27 protein-coding genes are annotated in these 20,542 nt (G+C 35.4%); 9 read left to right on the plus strand and 18 right to left on the minus strand.

Features of this window, described 5'->3' with window-relative positions; genetic code table 11:
- The first annotated feature begins 11 nt into the window (after positions 1–11).
- Genes hemL through KO464_06145 form a run of 5 tightly spaced genes read left to right on the plus strand, consistent with a single transcriptional unit; the run spans position 12 to position 4,662 of the window.
- The gene (hemL, locus tag KO464_06125; protein MCC7572948.1) at positions 12–1,274 is read left to right on the plus strand and encodes a glutamate-1-semialdehyde 2,1-aminomutase; all 1,263 of its coding nucleotides are present in this window, start codon (positions 12–14) and stop codon (positions 1,272–1,274) included.
- Positions 1,275–1,281: 7 nt separating this feature from the next.
- The gene (gene hemC, locus KO464_06130; protein ID MCC7572949.1) at positions 1,282–2,178 is read left to right on the plus strand and encodes a hydroxymethylbilane synthase; all 897 of its coding nucleotides are present in this window, start codon (positions 1,282–1,284) and stop codon (positions 2,176–2,178) included.
- Between the two features lie 4 nt (positions 2,179–2,182).
- The gene (gene cobA / locus KO464_06135; GenBank protein MCC7572950.1) at positions 2,183–3,604 is read left to right on the plus strand and encodes a uroporphyrinogen-III C-methyltransferase; all 1,422 of its coding nucleotides are present in this window, start codon (positions 2,183–2,185) and stop codon (positions 3,602–3,604) included.
- Positions 3,582–4,094 (plus strand): ECF transporter S component, encoded by a 513-nt coding sequence (locus KO464_06140; GenBank protein MCC7572951.1) that lies wholly within the window; start codon positions 3,582–3,584, stop codon positions 4,092–4,094. The genes cobA and KO464_06140 overlap by 23 nt, the downstream gene beginning before the upstream one ends.
- A gap of 1 nt (position 4,095) precedes the next feature.
- Positions 4,096–4,662, plus strand: a complete 567-nt coding sequence (locus tag KO464_06145; protein ID MCC7572952.1) for a hypothetical protein — start codon at positions 4,096–4,098, stop codon at positions 4,660–4,662.
- Between the two features lie 14 nt (positions 4,663–4,676).
- On the opposite strand, the gene ehbP is transcribed toward KO464_06145, so the two are convergent.
- From ehbP to KO464_06225, 16 genes are all read right to left on the minus strand, one after another.
- A complete protein-coding gene (ehbP, locus tag KO464_06150) occupies positions 4,677–4,991 on the minus strand; it encodes an energy-converting hydrogenase B subunit EhbP (GenBank protein ID MCC7572953.1) in 315 nt (104 codons plus the stop codon).
- 3 nt (positions 4,992–4,994) lie between these two features.
- On the minus strand, positions 4,995–6,050 hold the full coding sequence (locus KO464_06155; GenBank protein MCC7572954.1) for an NADH-quinone oxidoreductase subunit H: 1,056 nt from the start codon (positions 6,048–6,050) through the stop codon (positions 4,995–4,997).
- Positions 6,047–7,162, minus strand: a complete 1,116-nt coding sequence (locus KO464_06160) for a nickel-dependent hydrogenase large subunit (protein ID MCC7572955.1) — start codon at positions 7,160–7,162, stop codon at positions 6,047–6,049. The genes KO464_06155 and KO464_06160 overlap by 4 nt, the downstream gene beginning before the upstream one ends.
- A gap of 71 nt (positions 7,163–7,233) precedes the next feature.
- Positions 7,234–7,677: a hypothetical protein gene (locus KO464_06165; protein MCC7572956.1), complete on the minus strand. Its 444-nt coding sequence runs from the start codon at positions 7,675–7,677 to the stop codon at positions 7,234–7,236.
- Between the two features lie 2 nt (positions 7,678–7,679).
- Positions 7,680–8,165: a 4Fe-4S dicluster domain-containing protein gene (locus KO464_06170; GenBank protein ID MCC7572957.1), complete on the minus strand. Its 486-nt coding sequence runs from the start codon at positions 8,163–8,165 to the stop codon at positions 7,680–7,682.
- A complete protein-coding gene (locus KO464_06175) occupies positions 8,165–9,145 on the minus strand; it encodes a 4Fe-4S binding protein (GenBank protein ID MCC7572958.1) in 981 nt (326 codons plus the stop codon). Before KO464_06175 ends, KO464_06170 begins: the two co-directional genes overlap by 1 nt.
- Positions 9,145–9,534 carry a 4Fe-4S binding protein gene (locus KO464_06180; GenBank protein ID MCC7572959.1) on the minus strand — a complete coding sequence of 130 codons (390 nt, stop codon included), beginning with the start codon at positions 9,532–9,534 and terminating at the stop codon, positions 9,145–9,147. The genes KO464_06175 and KO464_06180 overlap by 1 nt, the downstream gene beginning before the upstream one ends.
- Before the next feature lies 1 nt (position 9,535).
- Complete coding sequence (locus KO464_06185; GenBank protein ID MCC7572960.1) at positions 9,536–9,814, minus strand: hypothetical protein; 279 nt, start codon at positions 9,812–9,814, stop codon at positions 9,536–9,538.
- Positions 9,804–10,604, minus strand: a complete 801-nt coding sequence (locus KO464_06190; GenBank protein ID MCC7572961.1) for a cation:proton antiporter — start codon at positions 10,602–10,604, stop codon at positions 9,804–9,806. The genes KO464_06185 and KO464_06190 overlap by 11 nt, the downstream gene beginning before the upstream one ends.
- Entirely contained in the window at positions 10,605–10,916 is a 312-nt protein-coding gene (locus KO464_06195) for a hypothetical protein (protein MCC7572962.1), read from the minus strand.
- Positions 10,917–10,919: 3 nt separating this feature from the next.
- A complete protein-coding gene (locus tag KO464_06200; protein ID MCC7572963.1) occupies positions 10,920–12,389 on the minus strand; it encodes an energy conserving hydrogenase EhbF in 1,470 nt (489 codons plus the stop codon).
- On the minus strand, positions 12,390–12,794 hold the full coding sequence (locus tag KO464_06205; GenBank protein ID MCC7572964.1) for a cation:proton antiporter subunit C: 405 nt from the start codon (positions 12,792–12,794) through the stop codon (positions 12,390–12,392).
- Positions 12,795–12,998, minus strand: a complete 204-nt coding sequence (locus KO464_06210; GenBank protein ID MCC7572965.1) for a DUF4040 domain-containing protein — start codon at positions 12,996–12,998, stop codon at positions 12,795–12,797.
- A 25-nt stretch (positions 12,999–13,023) separates the two neighbouring features.
- Entirely contained in the window at positions 13,024–13,311 is a 288-nt protein-coding gene (locus tag KO464_06215; GenBank protein MCC7572966.1) for a cation:proton antiporter, read from the minus strand.
- Positions 13,308–13,640: a hypothetical protein gene (locus tag KO464_06220; protein MCC7572967.1), complete on the minus strand. Its 333-nt coding sequence runs from the start codon at positions 13,638–13,640 to the stop codon at positions 13,308–13,310. Before KO464_06220 ends, KO464_06215 begins: the two co-directional genes overlap by 4 nt.
- The gene (locus KO464_06225; protein MCC7572968.1) at positions 13,641–13,946 is read right to left on the minus strand and encodes a Na+/H+ antiporter subunit E; all 306 of its coding nucleotides are present in this window, start codon (positions 13,944–13,946) and stop codon (positions 13,641–13,643) included.
- 176 nt (positions 13,947–14,122) lie between these two features.
- Here KO464_06225 and leuS point away from each other — a divergent pair, with 176 nt between their 5' ends.
- Both leuS and KO464_06235 read left to right on the plus strand, forming a co-directional pair.
- On the plus strand, positions 14,123–16,954 hold the full coding sequence (gene leuS / locus KO464_06230; GenBank protein MCC7572969.1) for a leucine--tRNA ligase: 2,832 nt from the start codon (positions 14,123–14,125) through the stop codon (positions 16,952–16,954).
- Between the two features lie 65 nt (positions 16,955–17,019).
- Positions 17,020–17,607: a MarC family protein gene (locus KO464_06235; protein ID MCC7572970.1), complete on the plus strand. Its 588-nt coding sequence runs from the start codon at positions 17,020–17,022 to the stop codon at positions 17,605–17,607.
- A 20-nt stretch (positions 17,608–17,627) separates the two neighbouring features.
- Here KO464_06235 and KO464_06240 read toward each other — a convergent pair whose 3' ends face one another.
- Together KO464_06240 and KO464_06245 are read right to left on the minus strand one after the other, a co-directional pair.
- Positions 17,628–18,782 (minus strand): magnesium transporter, encoded by a 1,155-nt coding sequence (locus KO464_06240; protein MCC7572971.1) that lies wholly within the window; start codon positions 18,780–18,782, stop codon positions 17,628–17,630.
- 25 nt (positions 18,783–18,807) lie between these two features.
- On the minus strand, positions 18,808–18,975 hold the full coding sequence (locus tag KO464_06245) for a hypothetical protein (protein ID MCC7572972.1): 168 nt from the start codon (positions 18,973–18,975) through the stop codon (positions 18,808–18,810).
- Positions 18,976–19,090: 115 nt separating this feature from the next.
- Here KO464_06245 and KO464_06250 point away from each other — a divergent pair, with 115 nt between their 5' ends.
- Both KO464_06250 and KO464_06255 read left to right on the plus strand, forming a co-directional pair.
- Positions 19,091–19,423, plus strand: a complete 333-nt coding sequence (locus tag KO464_06250) for a hypothetical protein (protein MCC7572973.1) — start codon at positions 19,091–19,093, stop codon at positions 19,421–19,423.
- A gap of 10 nt (positions 19,424–19,433) precedes the next feature.
- Complete coding sequence (locus KO464_06255) at positions 19,434–20,195, plus strand: hypothetical protein (protein MCC7572974.1); 762 nt, start codon at positions 19,434–19,436, stop codon at positions 20,193–20,195.
- Positions 20,196–20,542: the final 347 nt, after the last annotated feature.

A 20,542-nucleotide genomic window follows, 5' to 3' on the forward strand; every position in this document is an offset into this window, starting at 1 on the left:
GAAGATTATTCATGCGAAATAATAAAGATCTTTTTAACGAGTCTAAAAAGTATCTATGTGGAGGAGTTAATAGTCCTGTAAGAGCCATGAAACCTTACCCCTTTTTCACTGAAAGGGCCAAGGGGGCAATGTTATTAGATGTAGAGGGTAACAGCTACATAGATTACTGTTTAGGTTATGGGCCAATGATGTTGGGCCATAAAAATCCAGAAATTCTTGATGCTGTAAAACATCAACTTGAAAAGGGAACTGATTATGGAACACCGACAGAAAATGAGATTATCTTTGCCAAGAGATTATCTCAAGTTGTGCCTAATGTTGAAAAGATAAGGTGTGTTAACACTGGTACCGAAGCAACTATGAGTGCAATAAGACTTGCTAGAGGTATAACTGAAAGAGATAAAATTGTGAAATTTGATGGAGGCTTTCATGGAGCTCATGATGTAGTTTTGGTAAAGGCTGGATCTGGAGTAATGACTTCGTCCATCCCAGGTTCAAAGGGGATACCAAAAGCTTCTATAAAAAATACTATTTCTGTCCAATTTAACAACATCGGGGCATTGTCATCAATAATTGAAAAGGGTGATGTGGCAGGAATTATTATAGAGCCAATTATAGCTAATGCTGGTTGTATTTTACCTGAAAAAGGATATTTAAAGGAAGTAAAAAGAGTTGCAAAACAGAATGGAACGTTAATGATTATGGATGAGGTTATCACTGGATTTAGGGTAAGCTTAGGTGGTGCCCAAGAATACTTCAAAGTCAATGGGGATATTATCACTATGGGAAAAATTATTGGAGGAGGCTTCCCTCTTGCTGCATTTGGTGGGAAAAAGAAGATAATGAATGAAGTATCTCCTGAAGGTCATGTATATAACGCAGGTACTTTCAATGGAAATCCTGTTTCTATGGCTGCAGGATTAAAAACACTAGATATATTAGAAAGAAAAGAAACATACACAAAAATAAAGGAAAGAACGGACAAAATTGTGGATGGAATTTATGACATGACTTCAAAAATGAAAACTGCTTTATACAGTGCACCAGGAATGTTCTGTTTATATTTCGGTGTCAATGAAGTTAAAAATTATGAAAATGCTAAAAAAGCAGATACGGAAATGTTTAAGAAATTCCACAAAGAATTATTGAAAAGGGGAATATTTTTACCTCCTTCTCAATTTGAATGTAATTTTTTGTCAGTAGACCATGACGAAGAAGTGATAGATAAAACACTAGAAAGCATGAGTGCTGCACTAAAAGCAATTAAAAGATGAGGATAAAATGAAACTTATTTGTGGTACAAGAGGTTCAAAGTTAGCTTTGACTCAAACTGATGAGACCATTGATGCTTTATGTAAAAAAACTGGGATAAATGTTGAAAAAAAGATAATAAAAACTAAAGGGGATCAAATTCTTGATCTTCCTTTACACAAAATTGGAGGAAAAGGATTATTTATCAAAGAGATAGATGATGCCCTTATCAACAATCAAATAGATTTTGCCATTCATTCTCTGAAGGATTATCCTACAGATATCCTGCCTGAACTTGAGATTTGTGCAATTACGAATAGGAGACCTCCTTATGACGCCTTAATAAGTCTTGAAGCGTCTATGGATGATCTTCCTGAAGAGTCTACAGTTGGTACCTCCTCTTTGAGAAGAAAATCAGAAATATCAAGGATACGTCCTGATCTTAATATTAAAGATATTAGAGGAAATTTAGATACAAGAATTAGAAAACTGAAGGAAGGCCAATATGATGCAATAGTAGTTGCAGAAGCTGGATTCTCAAGATTATATGGAGAAATAAAAGAAATTGAAGGTTACAAATTTTCTCGAATTAGTTCTGACATTATCATTCCTGCGCCAGGACAGGGAGCTTTGGCTATTGTATGCAGAAAAGATGATGTTGAAATAAAGGAAGTGTTAAAAGCTATTGATCATGAGAAGACAGAAATAGAAACGATGTGTGAGCGACAATTTATGATTGATGTAGGCGGAGGGTGTAATCTTCCTGTAGGAGCACTTTCTTTTATAAATGAAAATGAAATTGAGTTGAAAGCATTTGTAGGGAATTTAGAAGGAACTAAATCTGTTAGGGGCGAAATTAAAGGAAAGAAGGAAGATTATATAAAGATGGCAAAAGAACTTGCTAAGAGAATTAATATCAGAGAGTGATTATTTGGTTGTATACATAGCGGGGGCAGGTCCAGGTGATCCAAAACTTATTACAGTTAAAGCTCTTGAACTAATTAAAAAGGCAGACGTTATTCTATATGATAAACTTGTAAGTAAGGATTTACTTTCATACTCTAAGAAAGAGTGTATTAAAGTTTATGTGGGAAAAAAATCAGAAGGATCGAGCCAGTTTCAAGATGACATAAATAAAGAACTTTATGATTACGGAAAAGATTACAATATCGTTGTTAGACTTAAGGGGGGAGATCCCTACATATTTGGGAGAGGTGCGGAGGAAGCAATGTACCTCTATGATAAGGGAATACCTTTTGAAGTAATTCCAGGAATTTCATCAACAGTTTCCTGCCCAATGTATTCTGGGATACCTCTTTCTTATAGAGAGTCAAACTCAGCTTTTGCGTTTTTAACTGGTCATGAAGCGGAAAATAAATCATTTAGTCTAAACTGGGATAGACTTCCAGACACATTAGTAATAGTAATGGGGATAAAAAATAGAGATGCGATAGCCAAAAATCTAATTAACTCAGGATTTGACCCGAACACACCAGTTGCAATAATAAAAAATGGAACAACATTGCTCCAAGAAACATCAATCTGTGACCTGGGTACTTTAGGAAAAACTCCTGCCGATCCTCCTTCTGTTATATTTGTAGGAAAAAATGTTTTGTTTAGAGATAAACTTGACTTTTTTCAAAAAAAAATATCTTTAATCAAAGGCAGAAAAATATTTGTTTCTAGAGAAAGTGGGGAAGAACTAGATATTATGCAAAAAATGGGGGCAAAAATATATGCTTACTCCCTAATCGACATAATAAATATTGATTTTAAACTTCCTAATTTATCATATTATGATGTCATTGTTCTTACAAGTGCAACGGGTGTTGATAAGCTTGAAGGTGTCGACTTGCCAATAGAAAAAGAATATTACACGATAGGCCCCAAGACTGAAGAAAAATTGATTGAAAGGGGAATATACCCCAGAAGACCCGAAAAATACAATTCAAAGGAACTTGCAAGATTTATGATTTCAGAATTTAAGGAAAGAAAAAAGATTTTGACTTTGAGATCCCATGAAGCCCCTGGTTATCTGGAAGATAGATTAAAAGAATTTCACGATGTTACAAGGATTGATGTTTATAAAGTAAAAATGAGAGATAATATACTCGATAAAAAGAATTTTGACATAGCATTTATTTCGAGCTCTTCAAATGCAGAAGCCTTTAAAAAGATGGGATTAAATGCGGGAATCATTGTCTCAATTGGGCCTGAAACAAGTAACGCTCTATTCAAAAATGGAATAACTCCTACAATCGAAGCAGATACTCATACCTTGTCTGGCATGCTTGAAGCCTTATTAGACCATCTAATTGGATGTGATACTTTTGACAAAAATAAAAGATCCTAAGAATATAGGAATAGTTGCAGTTTTTTCAGCACTTGCATTTGTAGCTACTAGATTTATTCAGATACCAATTCTCCAGACAGGAGGCTATCTAAACTTTGGCGAAGCTATAATATATGTCGCTGCCATATTTTTTGGGCCTTTTGTTGGCGGATTAGTCGGTGCGATTGGTCCAGCTCTTGCAGATGTTACATCCCCATATGCTGCCTTTGCTCCTTTTACATTTATCATAAAAGGCATCGAAGGATTCATAGTAGGCAAAATATCTTCTGGCAATCAGAATAAAATTAATAAAGCAATAGGCATATTAGCTGGCGGAAGTATAATGGTTGTTGGATATTTTATAGTTGAAATATTCGTATTTTTGATACCACCTCCAATTGCACTTATAGAAGTCCCATTTAACGTATTACAATTTGTAGTTGGGGGAATAATAGCTATAGTAATAACTGAAAGACTAAAAAAAAGTGTGGATAGAATAATTTATAGGTAGTATGAAAGACAAATCTAGATATCTTGAAGATTTAAAAAAAGTAATTGATGAAGGCGAAGTAGACTTTAGAATAATCGATACGCTAAACATTCTAAACTCTAAACAGAGCTACTATACTACATCCAGTTGCGCAGGCAGGATAATTTTAATTGAACTTGGAGAAATAGGAGACAAAAGGGAATCAAATTTTATTTTTAAAAGTCATGAAAGAGTAGATTACAAGGATATCTGGAGAATTATAAATGAATACAGCGGAAATAAAATGCTTTTTTTAATAGTCAACTCGCCTATAATTCATGTAGTTTGTAGAGATATAGAATCTGCTAAGAAATTGATTAATATTTCAAAAGATTCTGGATTTAAATATTCCTCAATTTTCTCTATAGGGGAAAAAATAATTGTTGAAATAAGATCCACTGAAAAAATGGATATACCGGTCGTAAAAAATCGTAAAGTGTATCCTAGCGAAGAATACGTAATAATGTTAGTTGAAATAGGAAACCAATTGATTGAAAGGATTAAGAAGAAGATAGAAAAGCTTAACGAAAATTTGAGGAGTATAGAATAGAAAATAATAAAATATTATTTTTTTATAGTCTTTTTCTTTTTTGGTATATCGTAGTTCTTCATGTCTTTTAGATTATCAGTTTTTACAATTGCTTTTACCTTATCTAGAGCGGAGATTAAGGATTCATCGGTCTTCATTCTGTAGACAATTATCCCAAGCTGTTCATAGCTTTTAACAATGTCTTCATTGTATACTGGTATTTCAATTTTAATGGGTTCATCGGTTGGGTTTCCTACGATTATATCTCTATAACCTAGTTTTGCAACGTTTTCTACAATATACCCGCCCATATTCTGAACATCTTTTGGAAAAAGTATAAATTTTGCCATTTTTTACACCACCGTTAGTAGAGACATTACCATTGCAAGGAAACCTAAAGCTGTGAATCCCATTGAAACTGGATACACTTGTTTAAAGGTAAATATTGGTGAGAATGCAGATACTATAGAGAATAGTATTGGCATAATCAAGCAGAGTAGGCAGTGTAGAACTAGTAAGGGCAAGTTAAGTGTTGGGGGAAGTCCTATGAATAATGTTATGAAAACACTTGATAGAACAAATAGTATTGATTCCCTCATCAGATAGTAACCTCCTCTAGCCCAAGCTGCGTATTCTAATGATGGCCCTTCAATTACATCAGATTTAGCTTTTTCAATGCTGAATGGATATTCGTTTAATAGCATTATATACCCAACAAAATAAACAAATCCAGCTAACATACCTGGAAATGTAAATAAAATTGGTTTTAGACTCATAATTTTTTCTAGGTACATTAAATCAATTATTCCACCAGGATAGATAAATGATGTATCAAATCCTTGGAATTGAACTATATCTGAAAAATTAATTGATTTAACTAAGATTACGGGTACGAACATTGCAAGGTATAGTGGAAATGAGCCTACTGTAATCATCTTAAATGCTCTGAGTACACTCTGTTGCTCAAAGAATCTCCTGTAATCTCCTTTCATTACGGCCCCTTTTATCTGGTCAGCATAAGGCATTGAAACAGACAAAATAGATCTTGAAAAGCTACCAATTGCCATGAACAAGAACTCTATTACTTTTAGTAATCCTACTACAGCGACAACTGTTCCCAATGCATTTACGCCCCACCATTCTGGAGTTGTAAAGAGTACCGCAAAGAACATCACGAATATTCCTATTATAGGTAGACTATGGAATAATCTTGGCATTGGTGAATTTGGTTTTATCTTTTCTTTATAAAAGAATTTAAGAATTGCCCAGAATCCAGGTGTGAGTATAGGTGGACCTATTCTTTGTTGTATTCTGGCCTGAACTTTTCTTTCAAGTCCAGGAATAAGAAATCCAGTAATTAATGCTGCTAATGGAATAAGTATGGTTGCAAGTATTAGTTTAATCATCATAGACCCCTCCTAATTAGGCTCTTCACATCTTCCTCTGTAAAAATCCTCTCCTTTCCATTTTCAACTACAATGGCTCTATTAGTGCAAGCAAGACATGGATCACAGCTTGCCATGGTAAGCATACCATCAGTTAATTGATCCCCTATACATGCAACTTCCATTGCGGCTAAAGCAGTTAAAGTTGGAGTTCTGTTTTGGTAGTTTCGTATTCTGCCAGTTTCATCAAGAGCTAGAGAATCATAAATCTCTCCTCTTGGTGCTTCAATATAAGAGGTTGAAAATTTCATTTCCTTTAATTCAAAACTTCTGTTGGATATTGGGCCGGAAGGTAAAGATTCGAGCGCCTGTTCAATAATCTTAATGGCTTCAATTGATTCAAGGGCTCTTGAAACAACTCTATCTTTATTATCTCCGTCGTCTAATACTATAACATTGAAATCAAAGTTTTTGTATTCTTTCATTTTCTTTCTAAGATCCACGCCCCAGCCACTTGCTCTTCCTGTTGGTCCAGGTGCGGCATATTTTATAGCTTCTTCTTTAGTTAATACGCCACTTCCTTTGATCCTTGACATGATCATTGAATCGTTAATAACTCTATTTGCATAATCGCCTATTTTTATTTTTAATTTAGCCAATCTTGTCTGTAATTCAGATAGCCTATATTCATCAATGTCACACCTTGGTCTTACACCGCCTAATATAGGAACTGCATAGTGAACCCTGTTGCCTGAGATTATATATAGAAGATCCATTATATCTTCCCTCAAAGTAAAGGCCCTCATACACATTGTTTCGTGACCCAAAACTTCTGTTGCGTGGGCCAAGTAAATCAAGTGGCTGTGAAGCCTCTCAAGTTCAGCCATTATAACTCTAATATAATCTGCTCTTTCTGGAACTTTAATCCTAAGTCCTCTTTCAACGGCTCGTGTGCCATTCCAAAGGTGTATATGTGAACATATACCGCAAATTCTCTCAGTAATTATAAGTCCTTTGTGAACGGGCATCCCTTCCATGATTCTTTCAATACCCTTATGGTAAGGATCAAGAGTAAGTTCACAATCTACAATTACTTCGTCTTCAACAAAGAATCTTGCTCTATAAGGTTCAAGCATTGCAGGATGTAAAAGACCCACCGGGACTTCTACTTCTGCCTTGTCTTTTCTAGCATTTTCTCCCACTCTTATCACCTCTCCAACAATAAGGGTATACCTGCTGCAATTCCTGCAATGATGTCTTCAGGCCTTGCTGGACACCCAGGAATATAAGCGTCAACTGGTATCACTTCATCTACCCTACAAAGTACTTCGTCACTATCTCCAAGTTCTCCGCCAAAATCTTTGAATATGCCGCATCTAACTCCACATGAGCCTACAGCGGCAACAATCTTTGGATCAGGGATTGCCTCATAAAGTTTCTTTAAAGGTTCGATAGTCCTTCTTAATACTGGACCAGTTACTGCAAGTACATCTGCTTCCCTTGGATTCCATGTTAAGATAACTTTGTACTGTTCAAGATCGTACCTGGGTGACCAAGCGACGTTTGCAATCTCAATATCGCAACCATTGCAACCACCTGTGTAAAACAACATGACATGAATTGCGTTTTTTCTGGAAATTTTCTTTAACATTTTTACACCTCACCAAAATATTTTGAGGAATCCTTAGCCATTATATCAATGATTTCTTTTATCTGAGCTTCTTTGAGTTTTATTGGTTCTTTTAAGAGCTTAGCAGGGTCGGCTTTAAATTCTCCAACTTCTCTTGGATGAATTGCACCAGGTTTTCCATAGAATGCATAAATTGGACAGTTATCATGACACCAAAAACAGTAAAGACACTTTAAAGGGTCATATTTTGGAGTTTGTGTTTTTGTATATCCCTTTACTATTTCAATCGGTTTCTTAATAGGTACCATTTCAATAGCTTCTACAGGGCAGATATTCGCACATCCCCCACATCCTATGCATGATTCATCATTAATAACTTCGGGATATTTTACCTTGCCTTGAAGTATGGAATTTCTGATATCTTTACTTGTTACTCTATCAGCGGCAAAAAGTATTCTAAGGATATTCACATATATACCCTTAAGAAATATTAAAAAAATACTTTTCATTATTTTGACCTCCCGTTAATGGTTCTGTCTTCAAAATCTGTCTGCACATTTATTGCATATGCAGGACAAATGTTATCACAAGCACCGCATCTAATACATGTATCCATATCAAAGACAAGTTTTTTTGCCTTGACAGAAATTGCATCTGATGGACAAATTTTAACACATTGCTCACACATTATACATAAATCATCATTATAAGTTAGAGTTCCACCTTTGATTTCTTTGTGATATCTTGTCTTTCTTGGAAGACATTTGACAGGACAATATGCACCACAGTTTTCACACATTACGCATTTTTCAAGATTTACTCTAAATCCGTTCAAATCGACCTCAATGCACTTAGTTGGACAGACTTCTTTGCAGATACCACATTGGATACATCCTTCGTGTTCTCCTTGCCATTCTCTGTAGTTTAACTTAATTGCATCTTTTTTACAAGCTGTTGTACAAATTCCACAAAGGATACAGTGGCCAGTGAACATCTTCTCTCTTTCACTTGTCTTAATTTTTGTTGGACAAGCTTTAACACAAAGATTACAATTGATACATGTTACTGTGTCAAATCTTATTCTTCCTCCTTCCCACTTTAAAGCATCATTTGGACAGGCATCCACGCATAGTCCACATTGATTACAATAATAGAGTTTTCTTTTTGATTCGCCCTTAATTATCTTAGGTCTATGATTTTCAATGACTATTGCATTATTAATACATTCTCTAACACATGTGTAACAAGAAACACATTTACCATAATCGATAAAAGAATTTTTTATTGCCCCAACTGGGCAGACATCCATGCATACGTCACAATGTGTACAAACTCCAGGTGTTGCTTCATATTTTATTGCTTTTGCAGGGCAGTAGTAAGTACATCGGCCTCCTTTATCACATCTTTTTTCATCTATAGCTATGCTTAAGAGCTTGGATTTTCCTTTAGCCTGAATTGGGCCCCCGTCTCTATCTTTTTGCTTTGGCATTATCTCTTCACCTCTTCAATAGTCATTGACTCAAGATTAAACCTAAGCTTTCCTTCGGCATTGACTCTGGCGCCCATTGGACAAACGTCTCTACAAACATTGCACATTGCACATATGCCCTCTGGAACTTTCTTATCCTTGTACTTGATCATTTTTATAACACTGACAGGGCAGTTCTTTTCACATATGGAGCATCCAATGCATTTTTCTTTGTCTACGATATACCCTCCATATCTATTTTTGAATATAGCATCGACAGGACATACTTCCATGCATTTGCCACATGTAACACAACTGAAAGCTTTGTCATTAATTATTCTAGTACTCTTCGTAGGGCATGCTTCTACGCACTTCTTAGCTAGATTACATTTATCAGTGGTAATGTACATCTTATTGCCTCCTTATGACCATTGCAATGAAGACTCCAATCACGGTTGAAAAGAATGCTTCTGAGAATCTGATTATATGTCCAAATAATGTCCATTGATAATCTGGATACGTGCCTAATGCCATTGCAATAAGTACTGAAACTAATAAAATTATAACATAATTTGCTTTGCTTATCTCTTCAAAGTTGACTTTGTATCCAATAATAATTCCATAAATAAGGCCAAATAATATTGGCCCCCATTGATTTGCAAGTCCAAGAGCCACAACTTCACCGCTCATCTTTCTTCGCCTCCATCAAGAACATCACTATTAGCGAAAGACCTGCCAACACGTTTAATCCTACTCCAATATTGAGGTAAGGTATAATACCAGGATGAGTTGGGTCTGGATAATCAAGAATATTGTCCCAACCAAATGCTCCAACATTTATTATATCATATGGATCGACACCAGTGTTGTATAGGTAGTAACCTGTTCCATAATAATAGGAAGTAAAGACAAGTCCAACCACTCCTATTAGTAAGAATATCAATGCTCCGATAGTGGACAGATTTACAAGATATCTGTGGGTAAACCTAAGGGGTGTTTTTTTGAGCCCATATATAACAACAGTCAAGAAATATCCAGTAGCTATTACTGCTCCACCGGGGAAACCTCCTCCCGGTGAAATGTGCCCACCAAGAACGATTGTAACACCAAAAGCTACAAGGAATATAGCTAGAGGAAATGCCATCAATCTTTGAATAACTGTGGATTTCTCGGTCATTTCTGGAGTTTCTTTTTTCTTGTATCCTTTTAGAGATCCCCATCCGAATACAACTGTTGTGGTTATTACTGCAGTTATTAAAATAAAAGTTTCGCCTAGAGTATCGTAACCTCTGAAATCGAATAGGATTACTGTAATAACATTTGGCGCAATGTTACCGCTGTACAGATTATAAAGATGACTCATTCCAGGTATTACATAATCGCTGAACTGATAGAGAGTTCTCAGGATAACGAATGACGCTATCAGTAGTGATACTCCTGCAATTATATTTCTTCCTTGTTGGTAGTCACTTGTTTTCACTTAAATCCCTCCTAAGAATATGGTAAATAAGAGTGCAAGTGTTAACGCCACATAAAATGAAGATAAATTTATGGAATCGGTGTTTTCTTTCTCTAACCTAAACACATTAGGCACTGTAAATAGGATTCCTGCCAGAATTATCAACGCCCCGAAACTCAATATGATTGAATTTGCAGTTCTTAAGACTAGTATTGCACCTATTAAGAGGAATGATAACATTAGAAATTCTGATGTTAGGGCACTTCCTATACCCATTCCCTGTCCTTTATCTTTCATTTTTTCATGGAATATTTCGTATACTTTATCTAACAATTATCACACCCCCAAAGAAACAACAAAGTTGTATATCGGATCATAGATAATATTTGGGAACAATCCTATTGCGAGACAAGCTAGGATCAATACAACGATGATGGCTTTCAAAATATTTCCACTAAATTCGGTATCAACTTTAATATTTGATCCTGGTTTCATGAATATCATGTAAAACGCTTTGATTATAGCAACAAACGTTGCTACACTCAGCAATATAACTAGTACCCCTAGTTCTGGTACACCTGCTTGAGTTGCAGCCTGAATTAATCTCCATTCGCTCTGGTAGGAGTTAAACGGCGGAACCCCTGATATTGCAAGTGTGGCTAATAGCATTATAAATCCAACTAAAGGAAAAGTCTGTAATCCATTCCCAAGTTCATCGAGTTTTGTAGTTTTGTATTTATCATAAACAAAACTTGCAATGAAGAATAGAATTGCCATACTTAAAACATCATTGACCGCATGGAAAATACCTGCTGCAATACCAAATGACGTTCCAATCCCCAAACCTACTGCTACAAGACCTGCTTGAGATACAGCTACAAAAGATAGAAGCTTTCTAAGTTCTATCTGTTGTAATGCCATGACTGAGCCTATGACAACAGTGAATATAGCAAATCCCAACATTACAGATTTTATAAGTGCATATCCAGAGAAAACTCTGAATAAGATTATAGCCATAGCTACAAGAACAAACTTAGACTGAACTTGTAATAATGCGGATATTTCAGGTTTTGCATTTTCATATATATTGGATTTTATTATATGGAACGGGAAAAGACCTGATTCGTATAGCCATCCTAATGTTAGTAAAGCTACGGCAGATAGTCCAATTGGAGTTAATTGTCCTCCGGCTTGTATAGCCTGTGATAAATCTGTTATGTTCAAAAGTCCATATGACCCCAATAGGAGGGCTATTCCTAATAAAATAGAAGCTCCTGAAACCGTTCCAAATACCATGTATTTGAACGCTGCTTTGAAGCTTTTAGCATCTTGAACAGCTATTACTAGTGCAGCTTGAGCAACTACTAGGATTTCAGTGAAAACAAAGAAGTTGAATATATCGTCAGCCAATATTATCGCACTTGTTGAAGCTAAACTAATGAAAATCATGGCCATGTATACCCCGGAAATCATCTTTTTATTTATCACTGTCAAAACGCTAAATCCTGTTAGGATAGTTAAAACAACCATTAAGATTTTCTGGACAGATCCATATGAATATACAATTCCCATGTAAACTTCAGGAATTAATATTTTAGATATTTCAGGGAAACTCCCAGTTCTTAGATGGCCACTGAATAGATGCACCCCATACAAAGTCACTATTGGTATAAATACAAAGACAATCAAAGAGACTATGGAGATAAATTTTACGGATTTGTCTTTTTGATGAAGAAAGTTTACTAATATCGCCATTATAAGCGGGAGTACAACCATCAATGGGATCAAAGTACTATTGTTTAACATTTATTCTTCCCCCTCAAACATTTTTTGAACGCTAAGAGTATGATATTTGTTATATAATACAATTGCAAGTGCCAGCATTACTGAGAGTGTAGATGCTCCAATAACAATGTTTGTAAGAACTAATGCAAACGGAAGGGGGTATGAAGCGTTGCTTGCAAATTCACCAAATTCTAGTAAATGAGAATAATTTGATGGTGTCGCAGAAGCGTGGAAGTGATGCATTACCTCAGGAATAAATCCTCCAGGCCTATAACCAATGGTAATCAAAACAAGATTTACTCCATCACCAATCAAGTTAGCACCAATTATTTTTTTCAGGATGTTGTCCATCATTAATAATGCCCATAGCCCTGTTACAATCAGTATACCTGCTGTAAGGAAAGAAGCTACTTGAAATGGTTCCATTTATTCATCCCTCCCCTGTGTCGTTTTGTAGAGTGCTACTATGAAAAGACCGGGAAGTAGTGCTGCACCTAAAATTGCTTGTACCGCAGCCACATCTGTAGCAAGTAAGAAATGGAATATTGCTGCTAAGGAAAAACTTTCGAAAGTAAGGATAATTATACTCTTGTAAAGATTTTCCTGAATTATTGCCATTAAGGCTGACAAAGCCACCGCAAATAACAATATATAATCAAACATAATCATCTGCCTCCGTAAAGTCTGCCCAAGATATAGAATGGACTGCAAAAGGCATTAGGAAAAAATGGGCTAAAGCAGCTAGGATAGCCACTGGACTTCCAAGGAAGATAATGACAAGTATACAGACGACATCCATTACACCTAAAATATGAAGTCTTGCATACACTATATTTTTTCTCTGCCCAAATCTAAAAAGTCCTAAAGCCACGCCAATAAGTCCCATTCCTGCTATTAGATAGAAATAAGGGAGTATCAATTCCATAAAAGAATATATGTTCATTCTGCAATCCCTCCTCTGAAGAACCTTGATATAATCAATGTTCCTACTGGCCCAAGTAAAAGTAAATATATTGCTATATCAGAAAAATATGGAATTCCATACATTTTTCCTACAATCATGAAACCCGTCGCAACACCAATTTCGGCAGCGCTTGCACCTGCTAGAGAATTACATACACCTCTAAAAGTTGTAACTCTAAGGCCAGAAATTATGGCAACAGCGAGTCCTATCAACATGACGTAAACGTAATAATCTTTAAGCTGGAGATAATGGCCGGCAATTAATATAACAGCTAAAATCAGCACCAATAAAATATTATTTTTGTTCATTTAATCCTCCACCATCTTTTTTATCCATCCCTCAAAAGGAATAACATCTTTTTGAGTTCTTGGAGAAATAACAGCTACAAGTAATTTCTGCTTTTCGGGAAATATATCAATCGTAAGAGTTCCTGGGGTAAGAGTGATACTGTTAGCAAGAATCGTCATTGAAACAGGTCGCTTAAGAACTGTATCTATCTCCATGACTTGCGGATCAATTTTACCATTAATACATTGAATAAAAACGTCTCTTGCTGAAACAATAATATAATACACCAATCCTATAAAATAAATAATACCCCAAAATGGTCTCATGGCTTTGCTCATTTTTACACCTTCAGGAATTTGAGTAAAAGGTTTATTTATAGTTTATAAATGTTTCGTCAATCGTTAATTAGCGACAATTACTTAAAAAAAATATTATTTATTAAACATAAAAACAATAAAAACCTTTAAATATAGCTTAAAAAACGTGTTTTAAATAAAGGTAGATGGTTCTCTTGGAAATCGAAGATAAATGGCAAAAAAGATGGGAAGAAGCAAAAATCTTTTATTCTGATCCCAACAATAAGAAAAAATTTTTTGTAAACTTTCCTTATCCATATGTTAATGGATTCATGCATTTAGGTCATTCTTTTTCCCTTATGAGGGCCGAAGTTTTTGCTAGATACAAAAGAACGTGTGGGTATAATGCAATCTTTCCTTTTGGATTTCATGCAACAGGTACACCCATAGTTGCAGCTGCCGAGAGAGTAAGAGATGGAGAAAAGTCCCAGATTGATATTCTAGAAAAGATGGAAGTTCCAAAAGAGTTAATTCCAAAATTTTCTGATCCAGAATTTTGGGTTACTTATTTTCCAGAAGAATCGATTAAAGATCTAAAGCTTCTGGGTCTTTGCGTTGACTGGAGAAGAAGCTTCATAACAACTTCACTTAATCCCTATTATGATAAATTTATCAGGTGGCAGTTTAACAAATTAAAAGAAAAAAACTTTGTTGTTAAAGGAGAGCACCCAGTTACCTGGTGTCCAAAATGCAATAATCCAATAGGCGATCATGCAAGGCTTGAAGGAGAAGGGATTACTCCGGAAGAAATAATCTTACTTAAATTCAAATTCGAGGGTAAGATACTGCCTGCGGCCACATATAGAGTTGAAACTGTATTTGGCGTCACAAATATGTGGATGAATCCAGATGTAAAATATGTAGAAGCAGAAGTTGACGGAGAAGTTTGGATTATCTCTCCCGTTGCTTCTGACAAACTAGGTAATCAAAAACATGAAATTAAGGTTATTAGAGAATTAAACGCTAAAGAGCTAATTGGAAAATCATGTGTAAATCCTCTGACTGGAGAAGATATCCCGATTCTTCCTGCAACTTTTGTTTCTCCTGAGATAGGAACAGGTGTTGTAATGTCTGTTCCTTCACACGCCCCATATGATTATATTGCATTAAAGGACATACAAACTAATCCATCAAAATACGAGGTTTCTGAAGATCTGGTCAAAAATATAACGCCGATATCATTGATAGTTGTAGAAGATTTTGGAAAAAATCCAGCGATTGATATCTCTGAAAAGATGGGAATTTCTTCCCAAGAAGACGTTGATAAACTTGAAGAAGCAACTAATATCATCTATAAGAAAGAATTTCATCAGGGTATATTAAACGAGAGAACTGGGAAATATAAGGGCATAAAAGTTTCTGATGTAAAGAAAGTAATTGTTACTGATTTTACTAATGATGGCGTTGCAACTCTATTTCACGAACTCCCTGGAAAAGTAGTATGTAGGTGCCTTACCCAAGGAGTAGTTAAAATAGTATCTGACCAGTGGTTTTTAGCATACGGAAGCCCAGAGTGGAAAGATCTGGCCAAGAAATGTCTAGCTCAGATGAACATTTATCCTGAAAAGGCTAGAAAACAGTTTGAGTACGTTCTTGATTGGTTAAAAGACTGGGCATGCACCAGAGAGTTTGGGCTTGGAACAAAACTCCCTTGGGATGAAAAGTGGATTATCGAATCACTATCAGATTCTACAATTTACATGGCGTATTATACTCTGGCAAAGTACTTTGAAGATCCATCTTACAAAATTGACTCCGAGAAACTTGAAGATTATTTCTTTGATTATATTTATTTGAATAGAGGCAACATAGAAGAAGTTTCTCCCAAAAGTGGATTATCCAAAGAACTAATTTCCGATATGAAGAAGGAGTTTGAGTATTGGTATCCTTTTGACTTTAGAAATAGTGGGAAAGATCTAATCCAGAATCATCTTTCTTTCTGTATTTTCAATCATGCTGCAATCTTTCCAGAAGAGCTCTGGCCTAAGGGATTTGGAGTTAATGGCTGGGTTCTTGTAGATGGAGAAAAGATGAGTAAATCCAAAGGTAACTTCTATACTATTAAACAAATTGTGAAGATGTACGGTGCTGATGCAGCAAGGATTACCCTAATGAATGGGGGAGAGGGACTAGATGACCCCAACTGGGACAGTGAATTTGCAAGAACTGTCACAGACAAATTAAAGAATTGGCAAGATTTCTGTATTGAAAACTACGGAAAAGGTAGAACTGAGAAGTTGTACATAGACAGATGGTTTTTATCTGTACTACACAAGGCCATAAAGGAAACAACTGAAGCTATGAATGATACTAATTTCAGGACAGCTCTCTCAAAAGGATTCTTTGATCTACAGAGAGACCTTAAATGGTATCTCAAGAGATGCCTTAACTCGCCTAACAAAGAAGTCATTTCTGAAGTCATTAAAGCTCAAACACTTATGCTGACCCCATTTACACCCCATATATGCGAGGAAATTTGGGAGAAACTAGGATTTGAAGCATTTATCTCAAATGCATCCTGGCCAGAATACAAGGAAGAAATGATAGACAAGATTTCTGAAGAAAGTGAATACTACGTTGAAGAAGTTGTTAATGATATAAGGGAAATAATAAATGTTCTCTCAAGAGGGGAGCAGAAGATTTTAGAAAAAGTTGAAATCTTTACATCAGAAAACTGGAAATGGGATCTTATCGAAATCATAAAGACAAAAGACAATATGGGTGAAGCAATTAAGGTCGCAATGTCAAATGAAGATTTCAGGGAAAACGGTAAGGATGTAAATCTCATAATCCAAAGGTGCTTTAAGAATAGATACTTCCCAGAAAGATTCAATGAAAAAGAAGTCTTGAAAGAAGCAGAAGCATTTCTAAGGGAAGAGTTCAAAGTAAATATTAACATAGACCCTCAAGAAGATCCTGGAAACTATAGAAAGAAGGCCCTACCAAGAAAACCAGGGATACATATCTATTTCAAATAATTTATTTAAATCTAATAGAAATCAATTTATACTGATAGTGATTTTGATGTATCAAGAGGGACTCTATGCTTGGAACATTAATACAGCTTATTATTTTATTCTTTGTTGTTATTGATCCTCTAGCAAGTTTCTTCGTCTTTTATGCCACTTCTTCAACAATGGTCCCAAAAGAAAGACAGAAGACAGGCGTTCTGGCTATATTAATTGCTGTTTTATTGTGTTTCTTGGTGCTTATCTTAGGTCAGAGTTTATTGGAACTATTCAGCACGACTCTGGATGAATTCAGGATAGCAGGAGGGATAATACTGACAATTCTCGGAATAAAAATGGTTCTAGGGGAACCTTTGATAAACACACATGACAAAAAAGAAAACTCTGCCCGAGCCTTAGCATCTATTATTGCAACACCCCTTATTACTGGACCCGCTACTATTTTCACAATTATTATAGCAAGTAACGATTATGGAAAAGTTCTGACAGGTATTGCTGTTGGTATTGTTCTCTTAGTAACGGTCTTATTATTCCTTATGTCTAATAAAGTGAAAAAAGTATTGGGTGACACGGCCACCCAAATTGCTATGACCATACTTGGGTTAGTAACACTTTCTTGGGGAGTGAAGTTCATAATCCTTGGGATAAAAAATATCTTCTAATTTATTCTAGGAATAAAACTTCAAAAAAGAACAGCGGATGAAACTAAGATTAAAATAACGACACTTGCTATATCCATCACACTGGTAAGTAAAGGTATTACCACATTATCAGGATCGAAATTTGTTCTAATTGAGAAATATGTAAGGTAATATGAAGTCAGCATACCGGCAAATGAAGATATAATTGCTACAAGAATCGATATCTTGAAAAGTGTCAAGAAAGCCATCGAGGGTATATTAAGTAAGGTTGATAATCCAAATGCCATTATGGCTAATAAAGGAAATAAAATTATAGTAATTGCAAATGTATATGAAAACTCCTTCAATATTTTTATTTTTGGGAGAAACGTTATCTCTGCCTGGCCTAAATGAAAGCTAGTAGAAATCCTTGCAGAGAGAATACTTCCAATATTCCCATTCTCCGCATTGAAAAGAGGCGACAAAACAAGTAATAACGGGAAAATGCCTATGAACTCCAAATTCTTGTCAAGAAGTGAACCTGCAAGAGTACTCAAAAAAGCACATACAGCTAGAAAAGCCATTGATTCTTTTAATATTTTTTTTGCATAATAACTGTTTCTCACAGAAAATAGTGAGAATAAAACAATGATAGTACTTATTGTAAGGCTAGAAAATATCATAAAATTTTTGCTTAAAGAGAATGATAAAATGCCTACCGCAAAAAGAGATACGACGTTTAGAATATCGCCAATTGATGCAATCAAAGGTGAAGACATATTGTCAGGATCAAGACCTTTCTTAAAAGAGAAAACGGCAACCAAAATTGTAGTTACAATGAGACCAATTGCAGCGACAAGAGATGCAAATAGTGAAATAAAAAAGAGATGGATAAATCCTATCGTTTGATTGCCAATAAGGAAGCCCCCCAACATCGCAAAAAAAGCGATTACAGTGGCCATTGTGACAGTCTGGATAAGAGAAGAATAAACGTTTTCTGCTATCAACTTTGAGTCTCGTAGACTAGGAGTTATTTCACCGGTATGAAGACCTGTTGAAAGTCTTGAACCCATTGAAGCATAAATATTTCCCCTCATGTCAATTGTGGCCGGAAGCATGGTCAATATTCCAGGCAATAAAATCAAGAAATCAATCATTTTTGTTAGGTAAATACCCGCAAAAATATCGGCAAAAGCACATATTATGAGTGCAAACATGCTTTGCTTAATTATAGTAGAAAAATCAGAAAAGTCTAGTTTCGGGGGCCATGTTCCAAACCTCTTTGTAGATACCTTTACTGGAAAGGTCCTTTTCTTTTTCAACTACATGCACTCCCCTTTTAAATGCCAATTTATGGATCAAAGATCCTCTAAGCCTCGACCGATGACCCAATAAATCGTCTTCTTCCATTTTTCATCACTTAATAATAGCCTACATATTTTAAAAATACTTAAAAAGATTTCTGTGAATAGTTCTTTTGAATATAAGAATAAGGTTTATAAATTTAGTTAGTAATTTGAATTTAATGAAGAGAATAAGGCCTTTTATCAAGAACAGCACTAAAGTTAGAGTTCTGACAAGATATCTTAATAACAACAGGGAAGTAAAGGAATACATGGAGAGGGTTAATCCTGTTTTTTATGAGATTTCATTTCTTGACTGTTATGTTGAAAAAAGCATAAGCGAGGAAGTCAAAAAAACATTGGAAGCCTATGAAGGCCTTGAAATAACAACAGCTGAGATCAAGGATAACAAATACACATTTTACATAGATAGTAAAGAAGGCGAACCAATTATTTGGATGAAAAACGAAGACCAGAGGATTAGATTCTCCAAAATACCTGTAGAGTTATCATAGATGATATAAGATGAGTTCAAAGTTTTTAGGATCTGTAAGGTTACATGCACCTTACCACCCTTCTATAGTCATTAAACTTGACAAAATAGAGTTCAGGATAGATAGCTCCTGCGGGGCAAAAAACGAGAACAAAGTCTATCTTTTAACACATTTTCATTTTGATCATGTTAGGTCATGTATGGCTGGCGGAGCAGACTTTCTAAGCCTTTCCGAAAATCCAATAAAAATCTATGCGCCTTATGATGGCAGAAAAGAGTATTGTGAAACTGAGAATGTCTTTGATATTCATTCTAAGATGATTAACTTTCATTCTAAAGGAAGAAGAAAACTTGTTCCGATACAGGAAAATGAAAATCTTCGATTTAATGGCACTACAGTTGTTCCTGTTCCATTTAAGCATACAGTACCTAACTTTGGATATTACATCAATAATCTAGAAACAAGCGTCCTTGTTACAGGGGACTGGGAAGGGTCAAATCATAAAAACAGACAAAAAATAATTTCTTTGGCTCCAAGGGTATTTATAACAGAATGCAGATATTTTTTCGACGAAGAAATAGAGATTGCAGAGGAGAGAATGCATGTTCATGTTGAAGATCTTCTTGACCTAAAAGAAGAGCTTGAGAATACAATGATTATTTTGACCCACATATCCCATAGATACCGCGAACTTGACGATATTATCAAATTAACAAAGGAAAAGGACTTAATATTTGCAAAGAATATATCGTTTAACAACGCCGGTTACCGTATCCGGGAACGATTCAAATAAAAGATATAATCTATAAACAATATAAATTTTTCTAGATATTTGATAACGGAAAATTTTAAATAAAGTTAATTGAATAATTAATGTTGCACAGGTCGAAACTTCGCTGGTAACAAAGTCTTTCATTCCTTGCATCTGGGCCGCTTAGGCGGATTTGAGTTTCACGCTCCACCCGCATTCAAGGCTCTTGGACAAGGGTATTTCCGGGATGGCTAAGTCTTATCGGAAAGTATTTGAGCCACGCTCAAAATTACCCGGTCCTTGACATTGAAAAAAATGTCTCTATCGGACACCGAAAGGCAATAGCCGCTTCGAGAAGTCGAAGCATCCGGCTATGAAAGACCTACTCC

This window comes from Methanofastidiosum sp. (assembly GCA_020854815.1).
Lineage (GTDB): Archaea > Methanobacteriota_B > Thermococci > Methanofastidiosales > Methanofastidiosaceae > Methanofastidiosum.

Coding starts and splice junctions, on each gene's coding strand:
- hemL (MCC7572948.1), top strand. CDS start 12: ATGCGAAATAATAAAGATCTTTTTAACGAGTCTAAAAAGTATCTATGT.
- hemC (MCC7572949.1), top strand. CDS start 1,282: ATGAAACTTATTTGTGGTACAAGAGGTTCAAAGTTAGCTTTGACTCAA.
- KO464_06145 (MCC7572952.1), top strand. CDS start 4,096: ATGAAAGACAAATCTAGATATCTTGAAGATTTAAAAAAAGTAATTGAT.
- ehbP (MCC7572953.1), bottom strand. CDS start 4,991: ATGGCAAAATTTATACTTTTTCCAAAAGATGTTCAGAATATGGGCGGG.
- KO464_06155 (MCC7572954.1), bottom strand. CDS start 6,050: ATGATGATTAAACTAATACTTGCAACCATACTTATTCCATTAGCAGCA.
- KO464_06160 (MCC7572955.1), bottom strand. CDS start 7,162: ATGCTTGAACCTTATAGAGCAAGATTCTTTGTTGAAGACGAAGTAATT.
- KO464_06165 (MCC7572956.1), bottom strand. CDS start 7,677: ATGTTAAAGAAAATTTCCAGAAAAAACGCAATTCATGTCATGTTGTTT.
- KO464_06170 (MCC7572957.1), bottom strand. CDS start 8,165: ATGAAAAGTATTTTTTTAATATTTCTTAAGGGTATATATGTGAATATC.
- KO464_06175 (MCC7572958.1), bottom strand. CDS start 9,145: ATGCCAAAGCAAAAAGATAGAGACGGGGGCCCAATTCAGGCTAAAGGA.
- KO464_06180 (MCC7572959.1), bottom strand. CDS start 9,534: ATGTACATTACCACTGATAAATGTAATCTAGCTAAGAAGTGCGTAGAA.
- KO464_06185 (MCC7572960.1), bottom strand. CDS start 9,814: ATGAGCGGTGAAGTTGTGGCTCTTGGACTTGCAAATCAATGGGGGCCA.
- KO464_06200 (MCC7572963.1), bottom strand. CDS start 12,389: ATGTTAAACAATAGTACTTTGATCCCATTGATGGTTGTACTCCCGCTT.
- KO464_06205 (MCC7572964.1), bottom strand. CDS start 12,794: ATGGAACCATTTCAAGTAGCTTCTTTCCTTACAGCAGGTATACTGATT.
- KO464_06215 (MCC7572966.1), bottom strand. CDS start 13,311: ATGAACATATATTCTTTTATGGAATTGATACTCCCTTATTTCTATCTA.
- KO464_06220 (MCC7572967.1), bottom strand. CDS start 13,640: ATGAACAAAAATAATATTTTATTGGTGCTGATTTTAGCTGTTATATTA.
- KO464_06225 (MCC7572968.1), bottom strand. CDS start 13,946: ATGAGACCATTTTGGGGTATTATTTATTTTATAGGATTGGTGTATTAT.
- leuS (MCC7572969.1), top strand. CDS start 14,123: ATGGTTCTCTTGGAAATCGAAGATAAATGGCAAAAAAGATGGGAAGAA.
- KO464_06235 (MCC7572970.1), top strand. CDS start 17,020: ATGCTTGGAACATTAATACAGCTTATTATTTTATTCTTTGTTGTTATT.
- KO464_06240 (MCC7572971.1), bottom strand. CDS start 18,782: ATGTTTGCACTCATAATATGTGCTTTTGCCGATATTTTTGCGGGTATT.
- KO464_06245 (MCC7572972.1), bottom strand. CDS start 18,975: ATGGAAGAAGACGATTTATTGGGTCATCGGTCGAGGCTTAGAGGATCT.
- KO464_06250 (MCC7572973.1), top strand. CDS start 19,091: ATGAAGAGAATAAGGCCTTTTATCAAGAACAGCACTAAAGTTAGAGTT.
- KO464_06255 (MCC7572974.1), top strand. CDS start 19,434: ATGAGTTCAAAGTTTTTAGGATCTGTAAGGTTACATGCACCTTACCAC.